The sequence below is a fragment of the Priestia sp. D51 genome (genome assembly GCF_053345675.1).
Map to the genome: position 1 here is coordinate 869,994 of NZ_JBLTIR010000001.1, position 25,466 is coordinate 895,459.

General features: G+C 38.1%; 30 protein-coding genes. 22 read left to right on the forward strand and 8 right to left on the reverse strand.

The genetic code is table 11. From position 1 onward, the window contains the following. Positions 1-27 precede the first annotated feature (27 nt). Positions 28-351, forward strand: a complete 324-nt coding sequence (locus tag ACNHOZ_RS04510) for a hypothetical protein (RefSeq protein WP_013058713.1) — start codon at positions 28-30, stop codon at positions 349-351. A 51-nt stretch (positions 352-402) separates the two neighbouring features. On the opposite strand, the gene ACNHOZ_RS04515 is transcribed toward ACNHOZ_RS04510, so the two are convergent. Next, positions 403-555 carry a hypothetical protein gene (locus tag ACNHOZ_RS04515; RefSeq protein WP_013058712.1) on the reverse strand — a complete coding sequence of 51 codons (153 nt, stop codon included), beginning with the start codon at positions 553-555 and terminating at the stop codon, positions 403-405. A 194-nt stretch (positions 556-749) separates the two neighbouring features. Here ACNHOZ_RS04515 and deoD point away from each other — a divergent pair, with 194 nt between their 5' ends. Together deoD and ACNHOZ_RS04525 are read left to right on the forward strand one after the other, a co-directional pair. After that, positions 750-1,454, forward strand: a complete 705-nt coding sequence (gene deoD / locus ACNHOZ_RS04520) for a purine-nucleoside phosphorylase (protein WP_013058711.1) — start codon at positions 750-752, stop codon at positions 1,452-1,454. Positions 1,455-1,668: 214 nt separating this feature from the next. Then, positions 1,669-3,117 carry a SulP family inorganic anion transporter gene (locus ACNHOZ_RS04525; protein ID WP_447697048.1) on the forward strand — a complete coding sequence of 483 codons (1,449 nt, stop codon included), beginning with the start codon at positions 1,669-1,671 and terminating at the stop codon, positions 3,115-3,117. Positions 3,118-3,360: 243 nt separating this feature from the next. Here the strand turns inward: ACNHOZ_RS04525 and ACNHOZ_RS04530 are convergent, their stop codons facing one another. Then, positions 3,361-4,527, reverse strand: a complete 1,167-nt coding sequence (locus ACNHOZ_RS04530) for an FtsW/RodA/SpoVE family cell cycle protein (protein ID WP_014458560.1) — start codon at positions 4,525-4,527, stop codon at positions 3,361-3,363. A 666-nt stretch (positions 4,528-5,193) separates the two neighbouring features. Here ACNHOZ_RS04530 and ACNHOZ_RS04535 point away from each other — a divergent pair. From ACNHOZ_RS04535 to ACNHOZ_RS04595, 13 genes are all read left to right on the forward strand, one after another. After that, positions 5,194-5,739 (forward strand): hypothetical protein, encoded by a 546-nt coding sequence (locus ACNHOZ_RS04535; protein WP_048019897.1) that lies wholly within the window; start codon positions 5,194-5,196, stop codon positions 5,737-5,739. Positions 5,740-5,897: 158 nt separating this feature from the next. Then, complete coding sequence (locus tag ACNHOZ_RS04540; RefSeq protein WP_014458562.1) at positions 5,898-6,353, forward strand: hypothetical protein; 456 nt, start codon at positions 5,898-5,900, stop codon at positions 6,351-6,353. Between the two features lie 140 nt (positions 6,354-6,493). Beyond that, positions 6,494-7,120, forward strand: a complete 627-nt coding sequence (locus tag ACNHOZ_RS04545; protein WP_014458563.1) for an FMN-dependent NADH-azoreductase — start codon at positions 6,494-6,496, stop codon at positions 7,118-7,120. A gap of 134 nt (positions 7,121-7,254) precedes the next feature. Next, positions 7,255-7,452 carry a hypothetical protein gene (locus ACNHOZ_RS04550; RefSeq protein ID WP_372452798.1) on the forward strand — a complete coding sequence of 66 codons (198 nt, stop codon included), beginning with the start codon at positions 7,255-7,257 and terminating at the stop codon, positions 7,450-7,452. A gap of 234 nt (positions 7,453-7,686) precedes the next feature. Continuing rightward, positions 7,687-8,184, forward strand: coding sequence for a PTS sugar transporter subunit IIA (locus ACNHOZ_RS04555; protein WP_028415105.1), 498 nt, complete (start codon positions 7,687-7,689; stop codon positions 8,182-8,184). A gap of 37 nt (positions 8,185-8,221) precedes the next feature. After that, on the forward strand, positions 8,222-9,049 hold the full coding sequence (locus ACNHOZ_RS04560; RefSeq protein ID WP_048019898.1) for a PRD domain-containing protein: 828 nt from the start codon (positions 8,222-8,224) through the stop codon (positions 9,047-9,049). 178 nt (positions 9,050-9,227) lie between these two features. Next, positions 9,228-10,607 (forward strand): sucrose-specific PTS transporter subunit IIBC, encoded by a 1,380-nt coding sequence (locus ACNHOZ_RS04565; protein ID WP_028415103.1) that lies wholly within the window; start codon positions 9,228-9,230, stop codon positions 10,605-10,607. Positions 10,608-10,818: 211 nt separating this feature from the next. Next, entirely contained in the window at positions 10,819-11,091 is a 273-nt protein-coding gene (locus tag ACNHOZ_RS04570) for a hypothetical protein (RefSeq protein ID WP_013058702.1), read from the forward strand. Positions 11,092-11,112: 21 nt separating this feature from the next. Further along, entirely contained in the window at positions 11,113-11,931 is an 819-nt protein-coding gene (gene yidC, locus ACNHOZ_RS04575) for a membrane protein insertase YidC (RefSeq protein ID WP_048019899.1), read from the forward strand. 101 nt (positions 11,932-12,032) lie between these two features. Beyond that, a complete protein-coding gene (locus ACNHOZ_RS04580; RefSeq protein WP_034328202.1) occupies positions 12,033-13,238 on the forward strand; it encodes a TolB family protein in 1,206 nt (401 codons plus the stop codon). Between the two features lie 35 nt (positions 13,239-13,273). Further along, positions 13,274-13,783: a GNAT family N-acetyltransferase gene (locus ACNHOZ_RS04585; RefSeq protein WP_033579864.1), complete on the forward strand. Its 510-nt coding sequence runs from the start codon at positions 13,274-13,276 to the stop codon at positions 13,781-13,783. Between the two features lie 119 nt (positions 13,784-13,902). Beyond that, positions 13,903-14,745 (forward strand): ATP-binding cassette domain-containing protein, encoded by an 843-nt coding sequence (locus ACNHOZ_RS04590; RefSeq protein ID WP_028415101.1) that lies wholly within the window; start codon positions 13,903-13,905, stop codon positions 14,743-14,745. A 1-nt stretch (position 14,746) separates the two neighbouring features. Beyond that, positions 14,747-15,433, forward strand: a complete 687-nt coding sequence (locus ACNHOZ_RS04595) for a hypothetical protein (protein ID WP_028415100.1) — start codon at positions 14,747-14,749, stop codon at positions 15,431-15,433. A gap of 27 nt (positions 15,434-15,460) precedes the next feature. Here ACNHOZ_RS04595 and ACNHOZ_RS04600 read toward each other — a convergent pair whose 3' ends face one another. From ACNHOZ_RS04600 to ACNHOZ_RS04610, 3 genes are all read right to left on the reverse strand, one after another. Beyond that, a complete protein-coding gene (locus ACNHOZ_RS04600) occupies positions 15,461-16,279 on the reverse strand; it encodes a glycerophosphodiester phosphodiesterase family protein (RefSeq protein ID WP_048019900.1) in 819 nt (272 codons plus the stop codon). 128 nt (positions 16,280-16,407) lie between these two features. Further along, on the reverse strand, positions 16,408-17,031 hold the full coding sequence (locus ACNHOZ_RS04605; RefSeq protein WP_048019901.1) for a class F sortase: 624 nt from the start codon (positions 17,029-17,031) through the stop codon (positions 16,408-16,410). Further along, on the reverse strand, positions 17,028-17,837 hold the full coding sequence (locus ACNHOZ_RS04610) for a DUF4397 domain-containing protein (protein WP_048019902.1): 810 nt from the start codon (positions 17,835-17,837) through the stop codon (positions 17,028-17,030). The genes ACNHOZ_RS04605 and ACNHOZ_RS04610 overlap by 4 nt, the downstream gene beginning before the upstream one ends. Positions 17,838-18,097: 260 nt before the next feature. On the opposite strand from ACNHOZ_RS04610, the gene ACNHOZ_RS04615 reads away from it, so the two are divergent. The 5 genes from ACNHOZ_RS04615 (at position 18,098) to ACNHOZ_RS04635 (ending at position 21,995) form a co-directional block, all read left to right on the forward strand. After that, positions 18,098-18,988 carry a YitT family protein gene (locus ACNHOZ_RS04615; protein ID WP_013058693.1) on the forward strand — a complete coding sequence of 297 codons (891 nt, stop codon included), beginning with the start codon at positions 18,098-18,100 and terminating at the stop codon, positions 18,986-18,988. 214 nt (positions 18,989-19,202) lie between these two features. Next, positions 19,203-19,958, forward strand: a complete 756-nt coding sequence (locus ACNHOZ_RS04620; protein WP_048019903.1) for an alpha/beta family hydrolase — start codon at positions 19,203-19,205, stop codon at positions 19,956-19,958. A 107-nt stretch (positions 19,959-20,065) separates the two neighbouring features. Beyond that, positions 20,066-20,434, forward strand: coding sequence for a GntR family transcriptional regulator (locus tag ACNHOZ_RS04625; protein ID WP_028415095.1), 369 nt, complete (start codon positions 20,066-20,068; stop codon positions 20,432-20,434). Continuing rightward, entirely contained in the window at positions 20,431-21,300 is an 870-nt protein-coding gene (locus ACNHOZ_RS04630; protein WP_048019904.1) for an ABC transporter ATP-binding protein, read from the forward strand. Before ACNHOZ_RS04625 ends, ACNHOZ_RS04630 begins: the two co-directional genes overlap by 4 nt. Continuing rightward, positions 21,300-21,995, forward strand: a complete 696-nt coding sequence (locus tag ACNHOZ_RS04635) for a hypothetical protein (protein WP_033579869.1) — start codon at positions 21,300-21,302, stop codon at positions 21,993-21,995. Before ACNHOZ_RS04630 ends, ACNHOZ_RS04635 begins: the two co-directional genes overlap by 1 nt. A gap of 38 nt (positions 21,996-22,033) precedes the next feature. Here ACNHOZ_RS04635 and ACNHOZ_RS04640 read toward each other — a convergent pair whose 3' ends face one another. Next, positions 22,034-22,636, reverse strand: coding sequence for a DUF3885 domain-containing protein (locus ACNHOZ_RS04640; protein WP_013058688.1), 603 nt, complete (start codon positions 22,634-22,636; stop codon positions 22,034-22,036). Positions 22,637-22,866: 230 nt separating this feature from the next. Here ACNHOZ_RS04640 and ACNHOZ_RS04645 point away from each other — a divergent pair, with 230 nt between their 5' ends. Next, positions 22,867-23,235: a hypothetical protein gene (locus ACNHOZ_RS04645; protein ID WP_033579870.1), complete on the forward strand. Its 369-nt coding sequence runs from the start codon at positions 22,867-22,869 to the stop codon at positions 23,233-23,235. 5 nt (positions 23,236-23,240) lie between these two features. On the opposite strand, the gene ACNHOZ_RS04650 is transcribed toward ACNHOZ_RS04645, so the two are convergent. Together ACNHOZ_RS04650 and ACNHOZ_RS04655 are read right to left on the reverse strand one after the other, a co-directional pair. Further along, positions 23,241-24,368 carry a Ger(x)C family spore germination protein gene (locus ACNHOZ_RS04650; protein WP_048019906.1) on the reverse strand — a complete coding sequence of 376 codons (1,128 nt, stop codon included), beginning with the start codon at positions 24,366-24,368 and terminating at the stop codon, positions 23,241-23,243. Next, the gene (locus tag ACNHOZ_RS04655; protein ID WP_098113576.1) at positions 24,365-25,462 is read right to left on the reverse strand and encodes a GerAB/ArcD/ProY family transporter; all 1,098 of its coding nucleotides are present in this window, start codon (positions 25,460-25,462) and stop codon (positions 24,365-24,367) included. The genes ACNHOZ_RS04650 and ACNHOZ_RS04655 overlap by 4 nt, the downstream gene beginning before the upstream one ends. Positions 25,463-25,466 lie beyond the last annotated feature (4 nt).

The window sequence follows — 25,466 nt, forward strand, 5'->3', positions numbered from 1 at the left end:
AATACTTGCTTTTGGGTGGAGGGAAGAATGTTGAGTGTGTGGACCACAATAAAAAAACAATTTAATATTAGCACAGAATATGATGTAACCATTATGCAAACAGAAGAAAAAGGCGAAAAGCGCGGATATAAGCCTGTCCATCGTCTAACGATTACAGCATTCGATCATCAAGACGCTGCAACACAAGTATTTCAGATGTTTAATATTGCTGATAATTTGCCAAAAGATTGTGATGCGAGATTTATTAGCACAGGCGATATTTTGTTAATTGATGAAGGTACTCGAGGGAAATATTACTACAAGCTATGGACAGACGGATGGCAAAAAGTGAATCGCCTGCATGTACGTTAAACATAAGGTAAAAGCGACCTATCTGGCCGCTTTTTATTTATATGTTGACTCTTAGTAATCACGAGTATGATGACCAGGGCCATTTTTTCGGTTTGTTGCTGAATATTCATCTCCATGGGCTTCATGTTCTGCTATAATTGCTTCTTTTGGAATGTGATTATTCTTTTTAGGCGAATTAATTCGGTTGCGATGTTTTTTCCCCATACATATCACCTCAGCTAAAGTTAGTAAATCCCTTGCGCTATTAGCGTACCCTTATATAAAAAGACATACTACGCCATTTTTTGGGCAGTATGTCTTTTTATTTTTGACGCATAATTTTAGAAGTAAATAGACATGCAAGGGATACAATATGGTATAGTGAAAGCGTAAGATTTTTTACATATAGGAGGTACGAAATGAGCGTACATATTGGGGCAAAACAAGGTGATATTGCAGAAACGATTTTACTTCCAGGTGATCCACTTCGTGCAAAATACATTGCAGAAACGTTTTTAGAAGACGTAACTTGCTATAACGAAGTGCGCGGTATGCTTGGATTTACAGGAACATATAAAGGAAAGCGCGTTTCTGTTCAAGGAACGGGAATGGGTGTACCATCGATTGCTATTTATGTAAATGAACTAATGAATGAATATGGTGTTCAAAACCTAATTCGCGTGGGTACATGCGGAGCAATCCAAAAAGATGTAAAAGTACGTGACGTTATTTTAGCCATGTCTTCGTCAAGTGATTCACAAATGAACCGCGTTAAATTTGGTCCTATTGACTATGCACCGACAGCTAACTTTGATTTATTAAAGCGCGCTTATGATGCAGGTGTTGAAAAAGGCCTTCAGTTAAAAGTAGGAAGTGTATTTACATCTGATCAATTTTACAATGAAGACGGCCAGCTAGAAAAATTAGCAGCTCACGGCGTATTGGCAGTTGAAATGGAAACGACGGCTCTGTATACGCTAGCCGCTAAATACGGCCGTAATGCTTTGTCGGTTTTAACAGTAAGTGATCACATCTTCACTGGTGAAGAAACAACGTCAGAAGAACGTCAAACGACGTTCAACGATATGATTGTTGTTGCGCTTGAAGCAGCAATTAATGAATGAACATAATTTCATTTATTTGCTGAATGGAAGCGAAATGCTGCCGCGTAACAAATAAAAAGACGAGAAGCAATCAAGCTTCTCGTCTTTTTATTTGCGAAAATTAATTGTTTCCAAATAGGAAATTGTATGGTACGATTTGATACGTTAAAAACGGCCTTGATTTTCGTGAAAGTCGAAAATCGTATAAAAAATTCATAAGAGGTGATAAACCATCATGATGGCAAGTATTAAGCAGCAGTGGTTTTCAAATGTTCGAGCAGACATTTTGTCAGGGATGACAGTTGCTCTTGCGCTTATTCCAGAAGCCCTTGCTTTTTCCATTATCGCCGGTGTCGATCCTATGGTTGGTCTGTATGCATCTTTTTGTATGGCAATTGTGATTGCTTTTACAGGTGGAAGACCAGCTATGATTTCAGCTGCAACAGGAGCAATGTCTTTATTGATGATTAACTTAGTCAAAGATCACGGCATTGAGTATTTATTTGCAGCTACTGTTTTAACCGGAATTATTCAAATTTTACTTGGTGTTTTGAAAGTAGGAAGGTTTTTATCGTTTCTTCCTCAAACAGTGATGATTGGCTTTGTAAATGCGCTCGGTATTTTGATTTTTACCGCACAGCTTCCGCATTTTGAAGGAGCAAATTGGATGATGTACGCCATGGTAGCCGGAACGCTGCTCATCGTCTATTTATTTCCGCTCATGACCAAGGCAATACCATCTCCGCTTGTTGCGATTGTCTTGATGACGATTGTAGCGATTGTCTTTCATTTAGATTTAAAAACGGTAGGAGATATGGGGAATATTACGCGTTCATTGCCGGTTCTTCACTTTCCAAAGGTTGATTTATCAGTGGAGACACTGCTCATCATTTTACCTTATTCGCTTCCTTTGGCGATTGTAGGCCTACTTGAATCTATGCTAACGGCAACGGTACTGGACGAAATTACAGATACGCCTTCGAATAAAAATAAAGAAGCGCGCGGTCAAGGCATTGCTAATATTGTAACAGGTTTCTTTGGAGGAATGGCTGGCTGTGCCATGATTGGACAATCTATGATTAATGTAAAATCAGGGGGACGTGGAAGGTTATCTACCTTAGTCGCCGGAGTCTTTTTATTGTTCTTAATTATGGTGCTTGGCGATGTTGTTAAACAAATTCCAATGGCTGCTCTTGTAGGCGTTATGTTTATGGTAGCTGCCGGTACATTTGATTGGCAGTCCCTTAAAGACTTAACGAAATATCCGCTATCGGATGCCATTGTAATGGTTGTTACGGTGGTTATCGTATTGTTTACACATAACTTAGCATTAGGAGTAATGGTAGGTATTGTTTTAAGTACGATTGTATTTGGCTGGAAGATGGCTAAATTCAAAACAACTTCACAAACAGAAGGTAATACGAAGCAATACAGAGTTTCAGGGCAATTATTTTTTGCTACCATCAGTTTCTTTATGGATGAATTTCAGTATGAAACAGACCCAGATACCATCATTATTGATTTTAGTTCTTCTCATATATGGGATCAATCGGCCGTGATTGGCATCTCGAAAATTATCGATAAGTACGAGCGATTGAATAAAAAGGTTATTGTAAAAGGATTAAATGAAGAGAGTAAAAAAATCGTTAGGCAGATTGGCTTAACGTCGCTGTCGAACAAATAAAAGGTGTGCAGTAGCACACCTTTTTTACTTGTTTCGTTTTAGTAGCTGTATGAGCCAGGTGGAAAAAGAAGTTGTAGATGAAGGTGCGGATGTCTGTTTTAACAAAATAGCATAGGCTTTGCGCCGATATTGGTAATCAAGCATGCATATCTACTCCTTTTAAAACAGATTTTGAAAGCGTTTTCTTTATTGTAGCATGCTTAATAGGGAGATAAAAGAAAAAAGAGAGACCATTGTCTCTCTTTAATCATTTCCAAACATATAGCGTTTGTGATGCCATGAGATTCCAAACATCAGACCCATTGCAAACATGTTCCCCATCAGTGAACTACCTCCATATGAAATAAAAGGAAGTGGAATTCCGGTAATAGGCAAGACTTGAATGGTCATACCGATATTTTGAAATACGTGGAACGTAAGCATTGAAATAACGCCTACACATAAGTAAGAATTGAATTCATTTTTTGTTTCAAGCCCTAGCTTGATCAAGTAATAAACGAGTACGAAGAAAAGACTAATAACAATGCTGGCGCCTATAAAGCCAAACTCTTCTCCAATAACCGCAAAAATAAAGTCGGTCTGTCCTTCTGGCAAATAGACAACTCCATTTCCGATCCCTTTACCGTTTACCATTCCTGACCCAATCGCATCTAACGATTTCTTTAAATGATAGCCCTCTCCCGAACTATACGACTCAGGATCAAGCCAAGAATAAATACGTCCAAATTGGTATTGCTTAACCCCTAGATACTTTTCTAATAAGTTAGGTGCATAAACAACAAGTCCCAAAATAACAGAACCAACCGCTGTAATACCTAAAAATGCAGGCGCGATGATTTTCCAGCTTACGCCTGAAACAAATACAAGTCCAACTGTGATTGCTAAGAACACAAGAGCGGTACCTAAGTCAGGCTGCTGCATGATTAACAATAAAGGTAAAGCAAGTACAGCGCCTAGTTTACCAAGCAGTAAAAAGTCTTCTCTTACTGTTCGGATACGATATTTTTCATTGTGTTTAACAATGACCGTACTCAGTGTGATAATCAAAAACACTTTCATAAACTCTGATGGCTGCAACGAGAAGCCGGGAAGTGTGAACCAACTTTTTGCCCCGTTAATTTCTCTGGCAATACTTGAAGGAGCCACTAGTAAAAGAAGCAATAAAAAGTTCCCAAATCCATAAAAAACCCACGTTAGCTTTTGAAGCTGATCGGAGTCAAAACGCATGACAAATCCTATAATCACCATTCCAATAATATAAAAAACAACTTGTTGCGCTACGAAGTTCTTATCATACTGCCCAATTTTTTCAGCACTATGGATTGCCACAACGCTTACGCAAAACAATAGGAAGATTAGGAAAGCCAAGTTCCAGTCAAATCTACTAACATTTCTTTGATTTTCACCCATATTATTCACCTGTCACTATTAAATCTCATTCTTTCTTTATGATAAAAGAAAAATGCTGGTTTTTAATGCAAAGTCGATTAATGAAGAGTCGCACTAACCCCGCTTTGCAGTTTTTGCTTTGAATATAGACTTGCTAAAAGTAAGAAAAGATATGTCGCAAGCTGCGTTACCATACAGCCTTTTATTATACATGAATTATTCTATAACATAAATAGGAGAAATGATAACAATTTCTTTTTTCTAAAAACTCTATTTGTAAGGATTTATTCAATTCATCTTCTTTATCTCCTTAAAGGTTAATATGAAAACATATTATAGGAATTTATCTTTTTTTGCACGTGAAAAGATAAAGAAACATGTATATATATAACGAAAGAAAGGGGCAAATAGTTTCATATGAACGACTGAAAAATTCTAAACTGCAAGGACTAAATCTAGCAAGCTATACATATGAATAATAGTAAAGGTAAGAGAAAGTGTTCTACACTATCTTTTTCTACATGCAGACATTCAACTTCTTAGCTCCCTACAAGTAAACAGTCATAGTCTACTTTCTTACTGATGAACGTATGGAAGGCATAGGGTAGATTACCGAATAAGAGACACAGGATATTAGGAAAATAATAGATAGAGATTAATAGAATCATAACGTAGAGAGGTGTGTTTATGATTATAGGGGCAAGTTTGACAGCATTTTTATTATTATGGTGGACAATTTTTTATATCGGGCGCTACCATCATTATGTTTCAGAGCCTGTTGGCAAAAGAATTTCCCTTCACGTAGGAATACATGTTACCTTAGTGGTTGGAGTGAATGCATGTCTCTGGCTTGAGCAGCCGCTGCTTTTTTCTAGCATTTTAGCAGGGTGTGCAGGACTAGGAGCCGGATGGTTTGTGGGGATTCCTTTTTCGGTAAAAAGTATTTTAAGCGGAATAATGGGGGGCATAGGAACCGGTGTTAGTTTTTATATCTCTATGAGTATGTGGATAGATCAATTTAACTCGCTGTCTTTTTTATTGATAGGAACGAGCGTTATTTTTAGCGGAAGCTCGTTATTTCAAGTGTTAAAATCGATTCCGTCATTTGAAAAGGTACTGGTGAAAATGTGGGTTCAACATCCTTTTCTGATAGCGCCTATTTTGATTACCGTATTTTGGCTGTATAATTTTATTGAAAAATATTTTCCGCAAGCAGATCCAACACGCAAGTAGTTTCCGTGTTGGATTTATTATTTCTTCGGGTAAGCCTCCTTTAAGCTCACCAAGTTTGACATCGTTCCATTAGTCTATAGAAGGTAAAAGTAGACATTCACCTATCTTCATTATGATGCATATTGTAACGTAGCAAGCATTATAAAGGGGGAGTGCGTATGTATCCATATCAATACGATCCACGTTTTCAAAATTTGTTTCCACCTGGAGGAGGCCAAGGCTTTCCATCGTTTCCACCTGGAGGAGGAGGTCAGGGCTTTCCGCCGCCACCACCTGGAGGAGGAGGTCAAGGCTTTCCACCGCCACCACCTGGAGGAGGGGGCCAAGGGTTTCCGCCGCAGGGAGGAGCGCAGCCACCTTCAAGTCCGCCGCCAGGTTTTACACCTGCACCAAAGCTAGGTTCAGGAGGTCCATCGCTTTATGCTGTTGATCCAGGCGCTATTTCAGGATGCTTATACCGATATACCTATATATGGCCGAGAAATGGTCGACCTTACTGGTTTTACCCAACCTTTGTGGGCAGACGCTCAGTTGCAGGATATCGCTGGACAGGATCTTTCTGGGTGTATGCTGGGGTAGATGTAAATCAAATTCGAGAATTTCAATGTGTATAAAACTCCGCTTGCGGAGTTTTTTTGTGCGAAAGGGTTGACGCATAAAAAATGGCGTTATATAATAAATCTCGAATTAAAGATAATTTGTTTAGTAATATCTCGAATTGATGATAATAGACACTTTTTAGGAGATGACATTTATGGCAAATGTATTATATGTAAAAGTAAATCCGCAGGTTGATGAAGCATCATTTTCAACTCGTTTAGCACAGGTTTTCTTGGATGAGTATAAAACAGCAAACCCGACTGATACAGTGACAACGCTTGATCTGTATAAAGAAACAGTTCCATTCATTGATGGAGATGTTTTAGCAGCATGGGGAAAAGCTGGAGCTGGTGAAGAATTATCAGCTGTTGAGTTAGAAAAAGTAACGCGTATGGGTGAATTAGTAGAGCAGTTTTTACAAGCTGACAAAGTTATTTTCTCAGCTCCAATGTGGAACTTAAGCTTCCCTCCACTAATGAAAGCATATATTGATAACATTTTAATTGCAGGAAAAACGTTTAAATATACTGAAAATGGTCCAGTAGGATTAGCTTCAGATAAAAAGGTAGTATTACTAGAAGCTCGTGGAGGCGTGTATTCAGAAGGCCCTGCGGCAGAGCTCGAATTTACTCAAAGCTATTTACGTACAGTAATGGGATTCATTGGTGTTCAAGATTTCCAACTGGTTGTTGCAGAAGGCATGGCTTACACGCCAGCAGAAGCAGACAATATTCTAGCAAAAGCATCTGAAAAAGCAAAAGAAGTTGCGTCAACGTTCTAATCTCAAGAGGCTGGGACAAAAGGATTTTAGGCGAAGTGAAAAACGAACCACTGATCAAGATGTTTGATTAGTGGTTCGTTTTTTTTTGTTACGGTGAACGTAGGTTTCATGTTTGTAAGTCTTTCTAGCAGTTGATGGGAGGGCAAGCCGAAGACTCCTGCGGGAAAAGCGGAATAGGTGAGACCCCACAGGAGCGTATGCGACGAGGAGGCTCAGCATCCGCCCGCGGAAAGCGAAGTCTTGCACGGAAATCAACTGCGGTGTCAAAAGCGGTTCGGCTCATGTATACGAGTTATTCGTCTTTAGATTGGATTCATTTGTTTATGTCTTAACCTCTTTTTTAGGGTTGAAATTCAATATCCACCCTTCAGAAGATGTAGAAAGGGTTACATAAAGTGCAGCATAGGGAACGTGCTTCTTATAAAAGCGCTTATACATTTTTATTTACAAGATAAAAAAAGCATGGTTAAATAATGACCATGTTAATGTACCATCAGGATAGGGGAAGTTTTTCTGCAGAATCATTGGGGTATGCTACAAGTACAATCTAAAAAAGGGTGATTGAGATGTTTAAAAAATTATTTGGTAATAAGACAAAATCAAAAGAAACAACCGTTCTAGCTCCGCTTTCAGGTAATATCCTGCCAATCAGCGAAGTGCCAGATCCAGTGTTCGCACAGAAGATGATGGGAGACGGTTTTGCAATCGAACCTTCAGAAGGACAAGTTGTTTCACCCGTTGCTGGGGAAGTCGTTCAGCTTTTTCATACAAAACATGCGGTAGGCTTAAAAACAGAAGCCGGTACAGAAGTATTAATACATATCGGCCTTGAAACAGTGGCAATGGAAGGCGAAGGATTCGAAGCTCACGTAACACAAGGTGACAAAGTAAGTGTAGGAACACCTCTTATTACATTTGATTTAGCGCTTATTCAAGAAAAAGCGAAAAGCATTATCACACCAATTGTTATTACAAATAGTGATGCAAGTGAAAGTTTCGAAATTTTGGCTCAAGGGACGGTTCAAAAAGGCGAAACTGCTTGTGCAAAAGTAACGATGAAGTAATAAGCAAGGCCTTTTCCTTTAAGAAAGGAGAGCGCATTTGAAGATTTTAAAAGTGTTAAATAACAACGCCGTTGTCTTTAAGGAAGGCGGAGTTGAAAAGATTGCGATGGGTCCCGGCATCGCTTTTCAAAAAGGTAAAAATGATCTTATTAATGCTGCAAAAGTGGAGAAAGTCTTTGTCATGAAAGAAGAACAGGAAAAGTTTCAAGAACTATTAAAAAATCTTCCTGAAGAGCATATTCAAGTGGCGGAAGAAATCATTTCGTATGCTGAGCAGCAGCTTTCTGCTACGCTAAGTCATCATGTGCATATTGCTTTGAGCGATCATTTATCCTTTGCTGTCGAAAGGATAGCCCGCGGAATTTCTATCCAAAATAAATTGCTTAATGAAATTAAATCACTCTATCAGCCTGAGTATGAAATAGGAGTGTGGGCTCTTCAGCATATCAAAAAGAGGTTAGACATCACGATGCCGATCGATGAAGCGGGATATATTGCGCTTCATATTCATACGGCGAAACTGAATTCACCAGGAATGCAGCAGCTCATGATGAATACAACGATTATTAATGAAATGGTTACGATTATAAAAAAAGAGCTGAATATGGAGATTGATGAAAACAGCATGTCCTATCAGCGTCTGCTGACTCACTTGCGCTTTGCGTTAAATCGTTTAGCGCAAAATGAACCTTTTCATGAGATGGATGAAGAGATGCTCGACGTATTAAAAGTCAAATATAAAAAATCGTATCAGTGTGCTGAAACGATAAAGCAATTTGTCAAAGAGGAGTACGACATTAATTTTCCAGAAGCGGAGTTAGGCTACATCACGCTTCACATTTGCCGAATAGAGCAAAGAATATAGAAAAAAGCATTGACGAATATTGTTGCATTGAGTACAATGAAAGCGTATTAATTGAATAATCGGGATTGTGACTGGTAAAGCAGGCAAGACCTAGAATGCGCATAAAGGACAAGTGTGTCTTTTATAAGCGTGTTTTAGGTCTTGCTTTTTTTATGACATACAACAAGGAGGAAGTAAGATGGACGTAAAAGAAATTGCTAAAAAGCTTGTTCCGCTTTTGGGAGGAAAAGAAAATATTGCTAGTGCCCAGCACTGTGCTACGCGTTTGCGCCTCGTTATTCGAGATGAAAGCAAAATCGATCAAAAAGGTTTGGATGAAATAGAGGATGTAAAAGGGGCTTTTTCAAATTCAGGACAGTTTCAAATCATTTTTGGAACCGGTCTCGTTAATAAAATCCACGCTGCTTTTGTTAAAGAATTAGGCGCTGAAGAGGCTGCTGCCCCAGTAGATCACCAAGAAGAAATGAAGAAGAAGATGAACCCATTTGCCCGTTTTGCTCGCATGCTTTCCAATATTTTTGTTCCGATTATTCCAGCCATTGTAGCAAGCGGTTTATTAATGGGATTGCTCGGTATGATGAAAGCGTTCCACTGGGTCTCAGAAGATAGTGCGTTATTTGTTTTATTGGACATGTTCTCAGGCGCAGCATTTATCATTTTACCGATTTTAATCGGGTTTTCAGCTGCAAAAGAATTTGGTTCAAACCCTTATCTTGGAGCGGTTATCGGAGGAATTTTGACGCATCCGATGTTATTAAATCCATGGACATTAGCAGATGCTAAGCCAGAATATATGGATTTGTTTGGCTTAAGTATTCCGCTGATTGGCTATCAAGGTACGGTCGTTCCGATTTTATTGGCTATATACGTCATGAGCAAAATTGAAAAGGGACTCCGGAAAATTGTGCCGAATTCGGTTGATTTACTTGTTACGCCTTTTTTAACTGTTATTATTACAGGCTTTGTGTCACTTGTGTTTATTGGTCCTTTCGGTCGCTATATTGGAGATTTAATTTCCATTAGCCTTCAGTCTCTATACGATGTAGCCGGAGTGTTTGCAGGAATTTTGTTTGGTGGCTTATATTCAACCATTGTATTAACAGGCTTGCAGCATAGTTTTCATGCTATTGAAGCAGGACTGCTTGCTAATCCGAAGATTGGCGTTAACTTCTTACTTCCTATTTGGGCCTGTGCGAATGTGGCGCAAGGAGGAGCAGGGCTGGCTGTTTATTTTAAAACGAAAAATGCCAAAACGAAAAAAATTGCGATTCCAGCTGCTATTTCTTCCTTCTTAGGAATTACAGAACCGATTATTTTTGGGGTCAACTTACGACTTCGCAAGCCATTTATTGCTGCAGCTATAGGCGGAGCAGCGGGGGGAGGCTACGTGGTACTTATGCACGTAGTAGCTAACGCCTACGGACTCACAGGTATTCCAATGATGGCAATCGCCGCACCGCTTGGTATGAGCAATTTAATTCACTATATCATCGGTATGATTATTTCTGTGGGTGTAGCATTCGGCGTTACGTGGTTCATGAAACTAAAAGAAGACTGAGAACCAGCGCTAAGCATACGAGAATAGAGAATGGGATTAGATTTGCTCATCATATTTTATGATGAGCAAATTTTGTGTCGTAAATATGAAACTTTTTAAAAAGTAATACGTAGAACAGTCAAAGAGATAAGTTGATGTTGTGTAACAGGAACGTAAATGCTACACTACATATATTGGATTGTACTATTATAGTCAGAAAGAGAGCTGGCACATGGAATTTTATCACGATCTTTTTCTATATGCGCCGTATTTATCTGCTTTCGTTTTATACATCCTTTGTTATTATATGCTTCGTGAAGCTAGGTTTACGGCTTTTCATGCGGAACCTGTCACTGACCATGTGAATGCAGGGATCGATCCTTCAGTATTAACGATATGGAAAAGACGAAATGTATTTATACATGTGTATAGAAAAACACCAGTTAAAGAGAAGAATAATGATGAAGAAGATCCTTTCCTTCTGAAAAACACTTCATACATTTAGTCATTATTAGGAGGAAAGAATATGAAAAGAAATAAAAAATTATTATTGCTTGGTTTAATGGGAGCGCTTCTTTTAGCTCTAGCCGGCTGTAGCAGTACAAAAACACCGGTTACGGCTACAAGTGGCGGATTCTGGGATCATTATTTTGTTTACCCTTTATCTATGGCATTAACGAAAATTGCCGAGTGGGCAGGCGGAAGCTATGGTCTGTCTATTATTATTGCAACGATTATCATTCGTTTAGTTCTATTGCCACTTATTTTAAAACAGCAAAAGAGCACGATGGCTATGCAAGCACTTCGTCCAGAGATGGAAAAGATTCAAAAGAAATATGCTGGTAAAAAAGATCCGGAAACACAGCAAAAGCAGCAAAAAGAAATGATGCAGCTTTACCAAACGCATAAAATTAATCCGGTTGGCGGATGTTTGCCAATCTTTATTCAAATGCCTATTATTATCGCATTTTATAATGCCATTGCACGAACGCATGAAATTGCGCAGCATTCATTCTTATGGGTAAGTTTAGGAAAGCCAGATCCTTACTTCATTTTACCGGTAGTTGCAGCGATTACGACATTCTTACAAATTCGTGTAAGTATGACGGATGAAATTCAACCTCCAATGAAAATGATGATGAACATTATGCCAATCTTCATCTTAGTAGCGGGAATTTCACTTCCATCTGCTCTTGCACTATATTGGGTAATTGGTAACTTATTCGGAATTGGACAAGGTTACTACTTGAAAAAACGTATGAGTTTATTAAAAGAAAAAGATGCGGCTAATAATGCAGCACAAGCTAAAACAAAGCCATCACCAAAATCTAAGTCAAAATCATAATATACAAAAAGCGCAGCTATCCGCTGCGCTTTTTTATTTTTTCAAAAATGTGATGAGATGAGGAGATTTGTGTAACGCTATAAAAAAAGACAGGAGTGAACATGGTGAAAAAAATAGCGTTATGTCTGCTTTTTCTTATGTTGTTCCCTATGCAAATAAATGCTGCCAATACAGTGAAGGTCAGTTTTATACGGCAAGGAAACCTATGGGTATATGATAACGGTACCGAAAGGCAGTTATCCTATGCCCGTCATGCCTCTATGCCTCAATGGTCATCACATGGAGATATAGTTGCGTATGCAGAAAATGATTCTTTAATGATTGCACCGTTAAAAGGAAAACCGCTGCTTGTTGAACATGATGTGACTCATTATCAATGGTCACCGGTTGCCGAGGAGCTTGCGTATATTTCGAATGGAATCTTAGTATATTACAACGTTAAAACGCATGAAAAGAAGCGTGTAGCCATAGGAGTTGATCAGTTTTCATGGTTTCCGGAAGGAGATCGATTTTTAATTACGTCAGCTGCTGCGCTGGCGCCCACGGGATGGGGACCGGTAAAGCTATATACAGTGAGCAAATATGCAGGGTTAGACGTGAAAAAAGTAGAGGCTTTTACGACGCTGCCAGCAGAGAATGATTCATTTTTTGCGTATACAACAAGCAGCTTTAAATGGTCTCCTAACGGTCAATGGATTAGTTTTATCGCTATTCCAACGGCTTCGATGTCTGCAGATGCAAATAAGCTGTGCATCATTACAAAAGAAGGAAAAGCTTTTCAAGTGGTGGGAGATATGCTTAATGTACCCAATTGGTTTAAGTGGAGTAATGAAGAGCAAGTACTGGCATTTATTAATGGAGAAGGAAGATTTGCCACCGAAAATAAAAAGTTCACTTTAAAAGAGATGCCCGTTTTTAAAGAACATGTGTTTACGCCAAAAGGCTTCGCAGATTGGGATTTCACTTGGACAGAAAAAGATAACATCATCATTTCACGTGTGCCCGAAGCAGGGTGGTCGAATGATGAAAAAAAGAGGCCGCTGCCTTTTTTATATAGCATGAATGTAAAGACCAATAAGCAAAGTCAGTTCACATTTCCGCAAAAAGGCTTAGGCGATTACGCGCCTGTTTATCATAAAGCAACGAATCAAACGATGTGGATTCGTACAAATCGAAAACAAGCAAATCTTTTAACACGCGTAAAAGATACGAAAAATGACAAGGTACTCATTTCAGATTTAGACCTGCCTGGAAATTATTATGAGCTGTATCGGTGGAATGAAGTATTTAGCGTGTACAGTCCTTAATAGCTAATTAAAACATAAGAAACTAAGGTGAAAAGATGAATATACGATTGTTGGCAAAAGAAGACGCTGACGTGTACTTTGAACTCCGTCTTCGTGCTTTAAAAGATCATCCCGAAAGTTTTATTTTAAGTTATGAAGAAGAATATGAAAAAGAAATTGCTGATATCAGAAATTATTTTCCAAGCAGCCAATCAGAATTTGTAGTAGGAGCTTTTATGGAAAGCCAGCTTGTAGGGATTGTAGGGTTTCAGCAGCAAAAGCCTTTAAAAGTTCAGCATAAAGGAGATATTTGGGGCATGTACGTAGCCCCTGAAGCAAGGGGGAAAGGTCTTGGGAAGAAGCTGTTAAAAGCCGCTGTTGAACAAGCTTTTTCCAAAACGAATGTTTTGCAAATCTACCTAGCTGTCGCTGCTAAAAATGAAGGGGCAAAAGCCCTATACAAAAGCCTCGGTTTTACTTCTTATGCGTATGAAAAAAGAGCTCTTCAAGTAGATGGTGAATTTATTGATGAAGAGCATATGGTATTGTCTATAAAAAGCCTTTGACCATATCAAAGGCTTTTTTGTACGGGAAAAATTTAGCTGAAACGTATAGAGATGGAAGCACATTCCCCATAAATATGCTATGATTTAACATATAGGATTATGGAGAGGCGAGGCAGCGGATGGAAAAACTGATTGAATTAAAAAATGTTGCAAAAGTATACAAAAAACATACCGTATTAGAAAACATTCATACGACCCTTTATAAAGGAGAGACTGTTGCGATTGTTGGAAAAAACGGGGCGGGAAAAAGTACGTTTTTAAAGCTAATTGGCGGATTATCTAAACCGACTAAAGGAACAATTCACCTTGATAAAGAAACCGGTACGCCTGGATTTGTGGTAGAGCAATTTCCTCAGGAGCTGCGTTTTACCCTAGTAGGTTATTTGCAGCACATGGGACGAATTCAAGGATTGTCTAAGAAAAAGCGCAGCTCTAGAATTGAAGAGCTGCTCGAAACTTTCGAAATGGTAGAGTTTAGACATGAAGAAATCGTTTCTTTTTCAAAAGGAATGAAGCAAAAAGTCAACATGATGCAAGCACTGCTGAGTTCTTCTAAGCTGCTATTACTTGATGAACCTCTATCAGGATTAGATGCGCGTGCTCAGCTAGAAGTAGAACGAATTTTTACAAAGCTAAAAGAACGAGGGATGACCATTGTATTTACGTGTCATGAAGAAAGGCTCATACATGCTGTAGCAGATCGTGTTATCACCATTGGGTCACAGCGCATTTTAAAAAATGAGCGCGTTCAACTCATTGAGCATTTAACGGTTATTGAGGCAAATGTGATTCTTAATAAGCCACTTCGTTTATTAAAAGAAAAGTGCACGAAAATTGAACAGCACGGAAACTACTGGATTTTTTATATAGATAAAAAATATGTAAACGAGTTTCTTGCAGAATTACTTGCTGTTCAAGGTGAAGTTGTAAAGCTATATCATATGGAAAGGGAAGAAATTTAAGATGGGTGCATTGATTCGCTATCATTTTATTACATATATTAAATCGTATCGATATATTCCGCCGCTTGCACTTTATATTATTTCGCTGTGTATGAACTATACATATAGACCGAACCCGGTGCTTGATAGCTTTTTTAATACGGCGCTTTTCCTCTTTTTTCTAACCACTTGGTTTACAATGTCGCTGTTTCACGCGGAAGATTCCAGTCAAGAAGTTATTACAAAACTTCACGTAGGGAAAAAGAATAAGTACTTTACGAGCAAACTTATTAGCTGTGTTCTGCTGTTTACATTTTTATCAGCGGTTTCAATTGCCTATCCCGTGCTGCTTGATATGTTTGAAGTGGATATATCCACTAAGCAAATGGTGTTTGGGTTTATTATTCACTGGACGTTTAGTTTGCTTGGTATGAGCATAGGTCTTGTTTTTACAAGAGATGTTGTAAGAGAAGGCAGCTTATCATGGTTTGGACCTCTATTTATTTTAATCATTACGCTTGCAGCGGCAGGCGTTTCATTTCCGTATCAAGGAGGCGGACTGCTGCTGTATGTACTGCCGCCCGTATCTGCAATCATTCAATTTATTAACGAAGGATTAAATAAATTTTTGGTGTTTGGCTGGGCTTTGCTTTATGCCATAGCATTAATTAGCCTGTACTTGTGGCGAGCGAATAGAAGAGATGTATAAAGAATAAACACTTGCCGCGGCAAGTGTTTATTTTTTATGAAGCACGTTATAAAGACGATCCGGGTAATTAGTAAACATGCCGGTTACGCCCCACTCGATAAGTGTTCTCATTTGTTTTTCATCATTTACTGTATACGGGTGGACGTCTAAATCATACGAGCGAGCTTTTTGTACATATGGTTTTGTCAGCGTGCTTGCGTTAGGACCGATGCCGTTCGCGTATGTTTTAATTTGTCTGAACTGCTGATCTGTTAACATATTGGTTTGCTTGGAACGAATCAGTTGAATTAGTTTCATAGTAGGTCGGTATCGATGGACGGTTTTTAAGCTTTCAGGACTAAATGATTGTACAATGACGTGACTGGTATGAATGTTGTACTTAGCCATCAGCGTTAACAATTCTTTTTCCATACCTGGATATTCATGAGGAGATTTTGTTTCAATATAATAGTTTGTTCGATTGCCAAACGTACGGAATATTTCTTCTAAAGTTGGAATGACCGCTTTTTTAGGACCTTTTCCTGCGTTCAAACGCTGAAGTTGCTTCACTGTATACTGTTTTACATATCCTGTTCCATTTGTCGTGCGGTCAACTTTGTAGTCATGAATGGCTACAAGCTGCTGATCTTTAGACATGTGAAGATCAAGTTCAATGTAATCCGCTTTTTGCTGGACGGCCGTGAGATAAGATTGCATCGTATGCTCTGGCTCATATCCTGATGCGCCTCGATGAGCAATAATGGCTACTTTTTCTGCTTGAGTAGAAGCTGCCTGCGTATGTATAAACATAAAAATACCGCATAAACAAAAAGTGATTGAGCTTACAAACCACCATTTTCGTCTCATATCAAAACTCCTTTTTATTGAGGGGTCGTGCATTAGTTTACCAGCGAGATGTTGTGTTCATATTAAGGCTGTGTAAATATTTAAATAAAACGAACCAGTGTGTAATTAAAAGTAATAAAGGCCGATGTTTAGTGAGAAACATCGGCTGTTTTTTCCGGGCGGAGGCTTGTATAAATAACGAGTCTGCGCTCATGAGTTTTCTGTCTATGATCAAATGTTCCCGTACAGGTGATTAAATTAAGCTGGTGTTGAAAAGTTGGACCGAAAATCTCTCTGATAGGAGCAGACTCTCGGGGGTAAGAAGCTTTATTGGTAACAACAAAGGCCAGCTGCTGACCTTGCTGATCGGTTACAAAAATTTCATCTCCTTTTGTGAGCTTGTCGAGATGATAGAAGATAGCGGGTCCTTTTTGGTCATCAACATGTCCTGCAATGACCGCATTTCCTTCCTCTCCGGGTCTTGCTCCAAGCTTAAACCATGCTACATCATGACCGTTATCAGGAACGCTCATTTCACCTTGATTAGTAAGGCCCATTCCTTTTATAAAAGCCTTGATATGAAGCTTCGGAATAATAAGCTGAGATGGAAGAGGTGTAGAAGCGGTCCCTGAAGAATTCAAGGATTGAGCCGATTTTGTTTCAGCCATCTTCACAACAAAATCCGTCGAGCTGTTTGCAAATGCTGATTGGGCAAACCAGCTGCTCATGAATAGTATAAAAGAAAAGGTGAAAACCCCTCCTATCCATTTCATTCGCTTTCGTATCCTCTGTGACGACGAACAACAAATATAGCGACCGCTCCAATTCCCAATAAAGTAAGAACCGGCACAATTGAATTATAATTATCCTCTGAAGCACCGCCCATACCTGTTTTTGGCATTTCGGAAGGCATAGCGGTATTATCTTTTAATAACAGTGTTTCAAGGCTGTCGGCTTTGTTAATAGCGAGCACCGTGTAGACCGTGTTGGCTTCTAAATTAAGCTTTGGAATTTCCAGTATTTTTTTGTTGTCTTGACTAGTTGCGATGGTTAAATCATAAGTTCCGGCATCTACTTCAGAATAATTTGTCATTTGTTTAAAAGCAGTGTCTTTAAACAAAGTAGGGCCGTGATTAATACCTACATTAACAGCGGGAGCATCTGGAGAAAAGTGAGCAATTCGGATTTTACTCTTTCCTTTAGCTACGTTCATATCATCTTGAGCTACTTTTAATTCTAAGTGTGCAACTTGGTTAATAGCAGCAAGGGTATAGGCTTTGTTTGCTTCGACGGTTACATTAGTGGAAATGACAGGTTTTTCTTTTCCTTTTGTACCTATAGCATATACCTCTACTTTATGAGACCCCGCAGGTACCTTAAGGTAATCTGTCACATCTTTAAACGATGCGCCGACTACGATGCTTTGATTGTCCACATATATATCTACTTCAGGTGCATCAGGTGATGCATGCACAACTCGTATCATTGCCTCCTGCACAGCTGCAGAAGTGAAATTATCTGAAAAAGCTAGCAATAAAACTGCGAGTAAAGAAGCAGCAATAATCTTTACACGGTTCATAACGTTTTACTCTCCTTTTAATCTAAGTTTGTCCTGTTAATCCCGTATGAAAAGTGGTCGGGGTGCATTCACTTTTGAACGTACTCGGGCATTTATTCACTTGTTATCATCTACAATTTTATCCAATATATGCATAATTTATTTCATTAGATGAAATTTTTGTAAAAGAGCAGATAAATAGTTTGAATTTTGTGATAATATTAAAATAGAGCGTTTAGTTAGTAATTGATGTCTCTATCACAAAAAGGAGGGGAAGTTATGTGCTGCAAACGAATCATGAAATAAAAAAGGTTGTTCATCGTTCGCTATCAGCTAAAATGATTGTAAAGCGTATGCTATTTATTTTAGTGGGGGCCCTTTTAATGGCCGTCGGGCTAGAATTTTTTCTTGTCCCTAATGAGGTTATTGACGGTGGAATTGTAGGTATATCTATTATTTTATCCCACTTAACGGATGTTCAAATCGGCTTTTATATCTTCGTATTAAATCTTCCATTCTTTTTTATTGGATACAAGCAAATTGGAAAAACATTTGCGCTATCTACGCTATTAGGTGTTATCATTCTATCCATTGCTACCTCTATTTTTCACGACTTGCCGGTCTTAACAGGCGACCCTCTTTTAGCAACTGTGTTTGGCGGAATTGTTCTTGGTGTGGGAGTAGGAATTGTTATTCGATACGGAGGTTCTTTAGACGGCACCGAGATATTAGCTATTTTATTTAATAAGCGTACGCCGTTCTCCGTAGGTGAGACGATTATGTTTTTTAATTTATTTATTTTGGGAAGTGCCGGTTTTGTATTTGGCTGGGATCGCGCTATGTATTCTTTAATGGCTTACTTCATTGCTTTTAAAACGATTGACATTGTGATTCAAGGTTTAGATGAGTCCAAGTCAGCTTGGATTATTAGCGAACAATATGAACAAATTGGTGAAGCAATTCTTGCTCGTTTAGGGAGAGGCGTCACGTATTTAAACGGGGAAGGTGCGTATACGGGAGATGATAAAAAAGTGATTTTTTGTGTTATTACCAGGCTTGAAGAAGCAAAGTTAAAAGCGATTATCGATGAGATAGATCCATCTGCTTTTTTTGCTGTAGCAGCTATTGCTGAAGTCAGGGGAGGAAGGTTTAAGAAACGAGATATTCATTAATGAAGGTTGTCTGCTAATGAGACTGCCCCTTATTATAGCTTACAGCCGAATTTTTAGCTTTCTCTGCTTGATTGTTTGTAATGGTTTACGTTACTTTTGCTGCTTCATGCATATTGAGCCCCTCTTTTTTCTTGTATGTCTTTGAAACAAACATGTAAAATGTCTAAAAGATATAAAAAGAGTACATAGTAAAAAAACAGAAAGAGGGAGTGACATGAAAAAAACGTTAAAAATACTAGGAGTCAGTCTTGCCGTTCTTGTTGCAGTAACCGCGGCTTTTTTTGTTATATGGTCGGGTTTTGATTATGAACCTTCAAAACAGCTTCACTCACTGATAGATGAGAAAAAAGTAGTGAAAAAAGACGATTATTACGTATTTAAGCCTCAAACGAACAAAGAGATAAAGGCCGGCTATATTATTTATCAAGGTGCTAAAGTAGAGCCGTTAGCATATGGCTATTATGCTCAGCAAATTGCAAATGAAGGATATCTTGTTGCTGTTGTAGATTCTCCGTTTAATATGAGCTTCTTTAGTCAAAATAAAGCGACGGATATTGTGAAGAGCTACCCGAAGATTGCCGCATGGTTTATCGGAGGGCATTCCCTTGGAGGAGTGAGTGCAGCGTCTTATGCGTATGATCATCAAAACTCAATAAAAGGCTTAGTTCTTTTAGCATCGTATCCGATGAATAAAAATGATTTTTCAACCTCCACTTACCCTATTTTGTCTTTAACCGGTGAGAAAGATGGTTTGTCGACGCCTGAAAAAATTAAAGAAACCAAGCATTTACTTTCAAAAAATACGGAGCTGGTCCAAGTAAAAGGAGCTAATCACGCACAGTTTGGAATGTACGGGAAACAAAAAGGCGACAACAAAGCCAGTATTTCTCCTAAAGAGCAGCAGGATGAGCTAGTAAAAAGAACGGTCAAGTGGTTCAACAGTCAAATGAAAAAGTCCGTCAGTAACTAACTGACGGACTTTTTTTCTTTTTTTTTGGAAATAATACTTGAAAAAATAACCAGTTAGTTATATAGTTAGTTGCATGAGTAATGAACCACTTAAGTGAGGTAGTCAAAATGAAACAATCATTAGATCATCAGCGACCAATTTTTCAACAAATCAAAGAAACCATCGAAGAGAATATTTTAAATGATGCTTTTCCAGAAGAAGAAAGAGTACCGTCTACGAATGAATTTGCCAAAATGTATCGCATTAACCCTGCAACGGCAGCTAAAGGAATTAATCAGCTAGTTGACCACGGAATATTGTATAAAAAGAGAGGGATCGGGATGTTTGTATGTGCGGGTGCCAAAGAAGTGTTGCTTACACAAAGAAAAGAAGAATTTTATAACCGTTTTATCGTTCCGCTGAAAAAAGAAGCACAGCATTTAGGAATTACGGTAACCGAGTTAAAAGAGCTGTTAGACAAGGGGGAAATAGAATGAATATAGAAGCGCAGCTGTTAAATAAATGCTACGGATCTAAGCAAGTGTTAAAGGATATTTCACTTACGCTAGCACAAAATAAAATATACGGACTGCTAGGTAGAAACGGAGCGGGTAAAACGACTCTGATGCAAATTGTAGCCGGACATATTCCAGTTACAACAGGAGAGGTAAAAGTGGGAAATCAATCTCCGTTTGAAAACCGCTCTGTTCTACAAAACATCTGCTTAATTAACGAAAGCGGAAATTTCAAAAAAACATTAAAAATCAAAGACGTGCTAAAAATTGCCTCCTTTTTTTATCCTTATTGGAGCCAGGAAGCTGCTGAGAGGCTTATGGAAGAGTTCGATTTAGATTGTAATAGGAAAGTGAAAGCATTGTCTAAAGGTATGGAATCAGCGTTAGGAATTATTGTTGGGTTATCTTCTCGCACAAGCATCACAATTTTTGATGAACCTTATATTGGACTTGATGCTGCGATGCGAGCGCGCTTTTATGAGCTTTTATTGGATGAATATGAAGAATATCCACGCACGTTCATTATTTCAACGCACTTAATTGATGAAGTAAGTAATTTGTTTGAAGAAGTACTTATTATGCAAAAAGGAAAGCTGATTCTTCAGGATACAGCAGAAAATTTGCAGCAGCGCTGTGTAAGTGTGAAAGGACCTAAAAGTCAAATTGAAGAGTATGAAAAAGGAAAGCAAGTCATCCATGAACAAGTATTCGGGGGAGAGAAAAAAATAGTGCTGTTTAATGAAGATATTTATGCTGAAGAACTTGTCGACAGTTCGTTTCATGTAGAAGCCGTTCACATACAGGATATTATGATTTATCTTACAGCCAATCGTGGAGGTGTAGCGTAATGAAAGGACAGTTTGCAGCCATTAGTTATTCGCTCTACGTTGAACTAAAGTATTTAATGATTCGCTTTTGGACGATTCTGCTAGCTTTTGTTGCAGTAGATATTTTAGTGTTCAGTCAGGTGAATGAGCATCTTCTGTTAGTAACAAGTATGCCGCAGTATATCTTTTCAGGTATTGTAAGTTTTATTATCATTCGAAAAAGTTTTTCCTTTTGCTTAAAGTTAGGAGCTACTCGTAAAGCATATCTTTCAACGATGACCTGTGTTTTTGCTCTATTTGCAATTGTAATGTCTTTTATCAATGTTGTCATCATGAGCATTTCAATGAAGGTGATTAATAGTTTGAATTTAATGAATGTTCAGCTTTATTATGCAAGTGATTTTATTTTCCATGATCCTACTCTCGCTGTTCACTTTTTAACGGACGCTGTCTTTATCTTTTTTATTACAGCAGCCGCGTGTTTGCTTGGCAGCATTGTCTACAAATTCGGGCAAACAGGAGGGATGATCAGCGGTGCTGTTCTGGTGTTACTGTTCACAATTCCAGTAACAAAAGAACCGATTATTCATTTTATAAAAAGCTTTTCGAGCGGGTCGTTATTGCTTACATTCGGAACAATGGTTATCGTAAGCTTCCTACTCTTTCTTATCAACTGGCTGTTTTTAAAAAAAGCATCTCCTGTCCATCAAGCCTAATAAAAAAGCAATCATTCCTTTACTGAATGATTGCTTTTTTACTGTACTTTTTTTGAACAAGCTGCATCAATATCTAGAATCCAGTCGTGAAACTTTTGCTGAAGAAGTTGAAGAGAAGACTGATTGTTCGATACAATGTCCAGTCCGCGCTCATCGTATAGGTGGAAGATGGTTTCTTTATTCAAATTCACAATGTAACACTCTTCTTCAATAGCCGGATGAATATGAAGATCACGGTTGGCAATTGATTGTAAAAGAAGTTTTTCTTTCACATCATTTGTTTTACAAGCAATAATATACTCAGCGTTATTTAATAATGCTACGGATTGAACTTCTTGTTTCTTCAGGCGAGAGCGGATGAATTTTTTAATAGCTGTTTCTTTTTTCTTTTTTAAAAGTAAATCATCCTGTGCAGCATTCGCTTTGAAAACAAGCAGCAGCTCATCATTTTTTTCATGGAGTGTCTCAAAAATTTCGTAAGCGCGTGCGTACACATTTTTCATGTATTCTCGTTCCCATACGCCTTTTTGATTGGTAAGCGTAAAACGGATGCCTGCCGGCGCGTTATAAAAAAGAGGTCTCTTCATTTGAACATTTGGAAACATTGTTGTTAAGTATGATTGAAGCCGCATTGTGGTCATACGCAACACCTCATTTAGTTTAGTCCTGACTTAATATGTTGAATTTAGTCTATCACGTGATTAGCTAAATTTGTAAAGAAGTAATGTTATTTAATCAAAAGGTAACCAAACTGTTATATTTTGTTGATTTTGCATTATTTCTTTACACAACCTTTGCGGATGAACAGGTTTTTTCATACGGCTGTCGTATTACTTAACGTAGTAACGACGTGAAGAAAGGATGATAGACGGTGAAAAAACAGCTTGTTCTTATTTCAATTGTTACAGCTGCTTTCTTTGTGCTTATTTTTCACAAAACGATCTTTCAAGAAGGTAATCCTCTTCCCATTGCATGGAGTATTGTAAAACTAAAGTCTTCAGGTGAAGATGTTGTTCAAATATCCGATAAGCCTAAGAGGTACCTCATTCATTCAAATGACTATTTAACGTTTATTAAACAAATGAAAAAGAAAAAAGTGAATTTTCAATATCAAGACGATAAAAAGTTTTATTTTAATAACGACGATGAACGCCAGCTGTTCGTCAGCAAAAACTATACCGATAAGTTCACGATTATGGAACTAAAGAAAAAAGAGCTGACTGAAGCTGGCGTTGAGTAATAAGACTAATCTCTGCCCTGTGTCCCAAAATCTTTAATTTGAACATGAACATGATAGTCGATGGTCGACTGGCTAAATATTTCATCCCATTCATGCTGATGTTTTTTCCAAAAACGAGGATAATGAATTCGTACGTAATCATGCAGGTCAATCACATCAGCTTTGTAGTTATTTTGCAGTAAGCCGAGTGTTTTTTTCGCATCTTTTCGAATGATTTTTTCTATTTTTTTTTCGATCTTTTTTACATTAGAGGCGGCAAGAGACTGTTTTGAAGTCTCCCAATCTTCTGATAGTCTGCCTCTTGTTTGGACGTTGATGTCAAAATGAACGGAGTGATTTGAATCAATGCGGGCCTTCACATCTTGCTGAACATCTCCAATTTCATAGGAAAAGGGATATGGACCGTGTTTGCCGTAAATAATTCCGCCTTTAATATTCCCCGTTAACCACGTTAAAGCCTCTACTTGGTGCTGAGTTAAGATGAATTTTGCTTTTTTATCTTTGATGATCGCCGCACCGTCTAGTTCAACGCTGTTTTTTATTTTAGAAAGCCGCTGTATTAAAAAGCTTTGATCGGTTTTTAACTTAGCCGATAGCTCTCCCATGGTTAAGGGATTTAGAATTTTATTCGTCTTGAATTTATTGTAAACAAGCTCATAAATTAAGTTGACTGGAGGCACAGACATTCCTTGAATCGTTAAAACGTTTTTAGCATCGCCTTTTGTAACAAACGCAAGGCTGCTGCGCCGTATTTCATTATCACGGACAAACTGATTGATAAGCGCATCCAGAGGGATCGTCTTGCTTGCTTTTTCTCCTATTAAAAGCGCTCGCTGATGCTGGCTGTATATAGGGTCAGATTTCAGCGAAATATTTCGCGTGATTTCATGAATGGTAGGACCAGCTGTTGTAATGTTCTTGTATGGAATGGAAGAAGACATATTTCCGGATTCCGTTTCGGTCAACGTTTGATGAGTCAGCACAAGCTGATTTTTTCCTGTTTTTGGTTCGATTTTTGGTGTAATATCCATTGCCACTCCTATAACAAGAGCAAGTTGTTCAATATTCCGATGGCTCATACAGCCGCATAATAAAAAAACGGTCATCATGACAGGAAGACATTTTTTCGTCATTTGAACACAACCTTTTTTATTTTCATTAACGTGCTGAAAAAAAGAGGGATAACTAAAAATGTCACTAAAAATGCCCAGCCTAATACCGTTGAAAAATGGGACACGTCGCTTGCTGTTTTGGGGGCTAACGAGCTCATAAATAAAATGGGCACAAGAAAGATAATATTGGTAGTTGATCGGTTTTTGAAAATCTTTTTAAATCCTGAAACAGCCAAAAAGAAATACATTACAAAGGTTAAAAAAAACTGAAGAAGCCAGACAATAAGTAAAAATAATTCAAGCCTCTCAAAGAAAATTCCTTTTACTTCATGCGTCTGAACAAATTCAATCGTAGGCCAGACGGTCGTTTTTACTTCCGGAACGGATAACGCGCCGACAACTAATACGTAAGTGATAATATATAAAAGTAAAGGAATAGAAAATCCGATGATCGAAACTTTTCGTAAGTGATTTTTATTTTTCATATGCTTCGGAAGAAATACAATGGTTTCAATCCCTAAAAAAGAAACAGAGACGGTTGTAAAGGCAGCAAGAAGCGGGCTGAATCCGTCAGCTAATACAGGCTGCAAGTTTTTTAAATCCACCATACCGATGCTAAGAGCGTATAAGGTAAGAAGAATGATGACCGTTACAGGAAAACATAGTGCCATTACTTTTCCAATAGAATCAATACCTCCCGTGATTAAATAAACGCCTGTCAAAATAAACGAAAGAATAATTAATTCAATGGGCATCGTTTCCAGTAAATAAAAATGAATCATTTCTGCCATAGCTCTTACTTCAAAACTTGCTACAGATGTAAAATAAACGACCATAGCAAAGTTGAAGATATTTCCAATTATCTTGCCGGTTACTTCCTGTGTAAAATCAAACATACAGCTGATTGTAAAATACTTAACCATCCAGACTAAAAAAAGAACAATTCCAATAAACAAAAGACCGTCCATAATCAGTACAATCCATCCGTCTGCATTATTTGTCTGGTTTGTAATACTGCTTGGCAGTGTTAATAAACCGACGCCAAGCATAGTTGAAGAAATAATTGAAATGGCGTAAAAATCTGAAAGAAGCTTGCTTGATTGTGATTGTTGCATATGG